Below are 3,566 nucleotides of genomic sequence, written 5' to 3'. Positions count from 1 at the left end.
CCTGCGGCTGGCCACCTCGATCAAGCAGGGCACGGTGACGGCCTCCCTGATGCTCCGAAAGCTCGGCAGCTACCCACGCCAGAACGGCCTGGCCGTGGCGCTCCGCGAGCTGGGCCGCATCGAGCGCACGCTGTTCATCCTGGACTGGCTGCAAAGCGTGGAACTGCGCCGCCGCGTGCATGCCGGCCTGAACAAGGGCGAGGCGCGCAATGCGCTGGCCAGGGCAGTGTTTTTCAACCGCCTGGGTGAAATCCGCGACCGCAGTTTCGAGCAGCAGCGCTACCGGGGGGTCTCCTCGTTTTCAGTGCAATAAGTGACGGTACGCAAAGCTAGCACTGGCGCGGGGGTGGTCTGGGTAGACCGTTGATTTCATTGACTTTCCTGTTCGCTTTGTAAACGGGTATGGTGGCCTCCCACTTTTGAGGTTCACGATGCAGGGTTGGCACACAACGTTTTTGGGGATGCGTGGGCTCCCCCGCGATATCAGCGACTTCGAGATGAAGGCATTTTTCACCTTCGATGGTGCCGAGCGCGACGCAATCAATGCACGCCGAGGTGATTCCCACAAGCTTGGTCTGGCGCTCCATATTGGTTTCCTGCGCATGAGTGGGCGTTTGCTCGGTGCCTTTCGGGTAATTCCAGTAGCCTTGTGGCGCCACCTTGGCAACGAGCTTGGCATTGCAGCACCAGAAGTCGCCTCGCTGAGAGCCATGTATGAACGCGGGCGCACGCTATTCGATCACCAACAAGTAGCCTGCACGGTCCTTGGATTCCAGTGGATGAGCGAGCACCAGCGCCGCTCACTGGTACGTGAACTGCGCGACGAAGTGGCGCGCTGCGCCGACCGCGATCAGCTACTCGTGCGGGCGCGTCAATGGCTGTACAAGAACAAGCTGGTGATCGTGCACGAGCGGGCAATTCGGACACTGATTGCGGCGGCACTTGCCCAGCTTGAAGTTGAAACAGGCACCGCCATCGCCGCCAGCGTTGATCCAGCAACACTTGATCGCTGGCGAGCCTCAGTTTCAGAGCTGCGCCCAGATGGACAAACCCAGCAGAGTTGGCTATGGGCTGCACCGGCGAAACACTCAACCCGCCAAATCAGCGAGGTACTGGAGCGCATCGACCTGCTTTACACGCTGGACGTTCATAAGCACCTGGCAGACATCCCCGATCTCATCTTGCGCCGCTACGCGCGCCGACTTGTCTCCAGGCCGCCCTCAGCCGGAGCCAAGATCAAAGAGCCAGCGCGCACCGTGGAGGTCGCATGCTTTCTTCGGTATTGCCTGTTCACCACCACAGACCAGTTGATCCTTATGGTGCAGCGCCGGATCGCCGATCTGTGGCGTCAGGCTGCCGCCGATGTCCCCGCTACCGTCAATTGGGCCGCAATGTACAAAACGCTGCTCGGCGAACTTGTTGCCTTGAGCGCGCAAGGTGCGGTGCCAGATGCTGAGTTGCGTGCCCGTCTTGAAGCCTTGATCACCGAAACCCAGAAACGCAAACCACCGAGCAGGGCCTCCCTGGTCCGCGAGGGATTGATTGATGGAATTCGCCCCGTGCGGTCGTTGCTCGTCGCCATTGCAAAGCTGCCCTGGCAGGCCACCGGCGAGCATCCTGCCATCGAGTACCTTGCCAAGCTGCAAGCTTTATATCTCAAAGGATCCAGAAAGCTGCCAGTTGAAGTGGTGGCACCAAGTCTGGGAATGATCTGGCAGGTTTCGATCTCCAGCCCAGACCGGGAACGGGCGTTTCAGGCGTTGGAGGTGGCCACCCTGTTTGCCCTGCGCCGCGCGGTGCGCAATGGCTCGGTCTGGATTGAGCACAGCCTGAGCTTTCGGGGTCGTGCGCGCTTGTTCTTCACGGACGAGCGTTGGCAGGCAGAGTCCAAGAAACACTATGCCCGTCTATCGTTACCCAGCAAGGCTGCCACTTTCTTGAAGCCTTTGCTGGCCAGAGTAACTGCCGGTGTCGATGCGGTGGCCGCTGCAGCCCGCAGTGGCGTACTGCGCGTGGATGATGAACTCCATTTGTCGCCATTGCCCGCAGAGGACGAAGACCCAGAAGTGACCAAGCTGCGCGCGGCTTTGGATCACCGCATCGGTGAGGTTCAATTGCCGGAAGTGATTCTGGCCGTTGACGCCCAGGTGCGCTTTAGCTGGATCATGCTCGGACGTGAGCCGCGCTCTACCGACGAGCTGCTGATGGTCTATGCCGGCATCATGGCCCACGGCACCAGTCTGACTGCGGTCGAATGCGCGCGCATGATTCCGCAATTGTCTGCCACCAGCATTCGCCAGGCCATGCGCTGGGCGCGGGACGAACGGCGTCTGAGCCAGGCCTGCCAGGCTGTGCTGGAATTCATGCAGCGACACCCGATTGCCGCCACCTGGGGGCGGTCCGATTTGGCATCTTCTGACATGATGAGCATGGAGACCACCAAACGGGTGTGGCAAGCCCGGCTTGATCCTCGGCGCAACACACCTTCCATTGGAATCTACTCCCATGTAAAAGACCGGTGGGGCATCTTCCATGCGCAGCCCTTTGTGCTCAATGAGCGCCAGGCGGGCGTGGCCATTGAAGGTGTCATCCGCCAAGAAAAGCTGGAGACCAGCCAGCTTGCTGTGGATACCCATGGCTACACCGACTTTGCCATGTCACATGCCCGTTTGCTTGGTTTTGATCTTTGCCCGCGGTTGAAGGAACTCAAACAGCGCCACCTCTTTGTGCCACGCGGCACCAAAGTGCCCGCAGAAATCGCTGCGGTGTGCGAAGCCAATGTCGACGTCGCTTTGATCGAAAAGCATTGGGATAGTCTGGTGCACCTGGCAGCCTCGGTCATGAGCGGACATGCCAGTGCGGTGGCAGCTCTTGCGCGGTTCGGTTCTGCCGCCCAGGGCGATCCAATCTATGAGGCTGGCGTGCAATTGGGGCGGTTGCTGCGTACGGCGTTTTTGGCTGACTACTTTGTCAAGGACGCTTTCAGGAACGAGTTGCGCCGGGTGCTCAATCGGGGCGAGGCTGTTAACGCCCTCAAGCGCGCCATTTATACCGGCCGGATCAGCCCGGCGCAGGCCAAACGTGTCGATGAAATGCAGGCTGTGGCCGATGCGTTGAGCCTGATGGCCAACATCGTGATGGCGTGGAATACCTCACAGATGCAGGCGGTCCTGGATCGCTGGTCGAACCGCCGCCAGGTCATTCCACCGGAACTGATCGGGAAGATTGCGCCCACCAGGCTGGAGAGCATCAACTTGCGGGGTGTGTTTCGCTTCCCGGTTGACCGCTATGCTGACCAAATCCTGCCTTCGCGGCCAAATGCATCGATAACTGGCACCAATGGATGAAACCGACCACGGTTTGACGCCACGAATCGCAGATTTGAAAGTGAACAGGAAAGTCAATGAAATCAACGATCTACCAACACCACCTCCGCGCCAGTGCTAGCTTTTCGTACCGTCACTTATTGCACTGAAAACGAGGAGACCCCTACCGGGCTAGCGGCCTCAATCTGGTAACGGCTGCCGTCGTGTTGTGGAACACGGTCTATCTGGAACGGGCTGCGC

Annotated in this window: 2 protein-coding genes and 1 pseudogene; 2 read left to right on the top strand and 1 reads right to left on the bottom strand. The window is 59.7% G+C overall.

Translation table 11 applies throughout. The features are described 5' to 3' along the window. A pseudogene (locus EKA13_RS26370) lies at positions 1-286 on the top strand (Tn3 family transposase); the annotation flags it as partial. A 43-nt stretch (positions 287-329) separates the two neighbouring features. Here EKA13_RS26370 and EKA13_RS28525 read toward each other — a convergent pair. Continuing rightward, entirely contained in the window at positions 330-587 is a 258-nt protein-coding gene (locus EKA13_RS28525; RefSeq protein ID WP_040214134.1) for a hypothetical protein, read from the bottom strand. On the opposite strand from EKA13_RS28525, the gene EKA13_RS26365 reads away from it, so the two are divergent. Further along, positions 483-3,347 (top strand): Tn3-like element IS1071 family transposase, encoded by a 2,865-nt coding sequence (locus EKA13_RS26365; protein ID WP_236749962.1) that lies wholly within the window; start codon positions 483-485, stop codon positions 3,345-3,347. The two genes, EKA13_RS28525 and EKA13_RS26365, sit on opposite strands and share 105 nt — an antisense overlap. Positions 3,348-3,566 lie beyond the last annotated feature (219 nt).

This window comes from Pseudomonas defluvii, from assembly GCF_001695625.1.
Taxonomy (GTDB): Bacteria; Pseudomonadota; Gammaproteobacteria; order Pseudomonadales; family Pseudomonadaceae; genus Aquipseudomonas; species Aquipseudomonas defluvii.
Note: the sequence above shows the minus strand (reverse complement) of the source record. Positions and strands in the feature narration are given on the sequence as shown.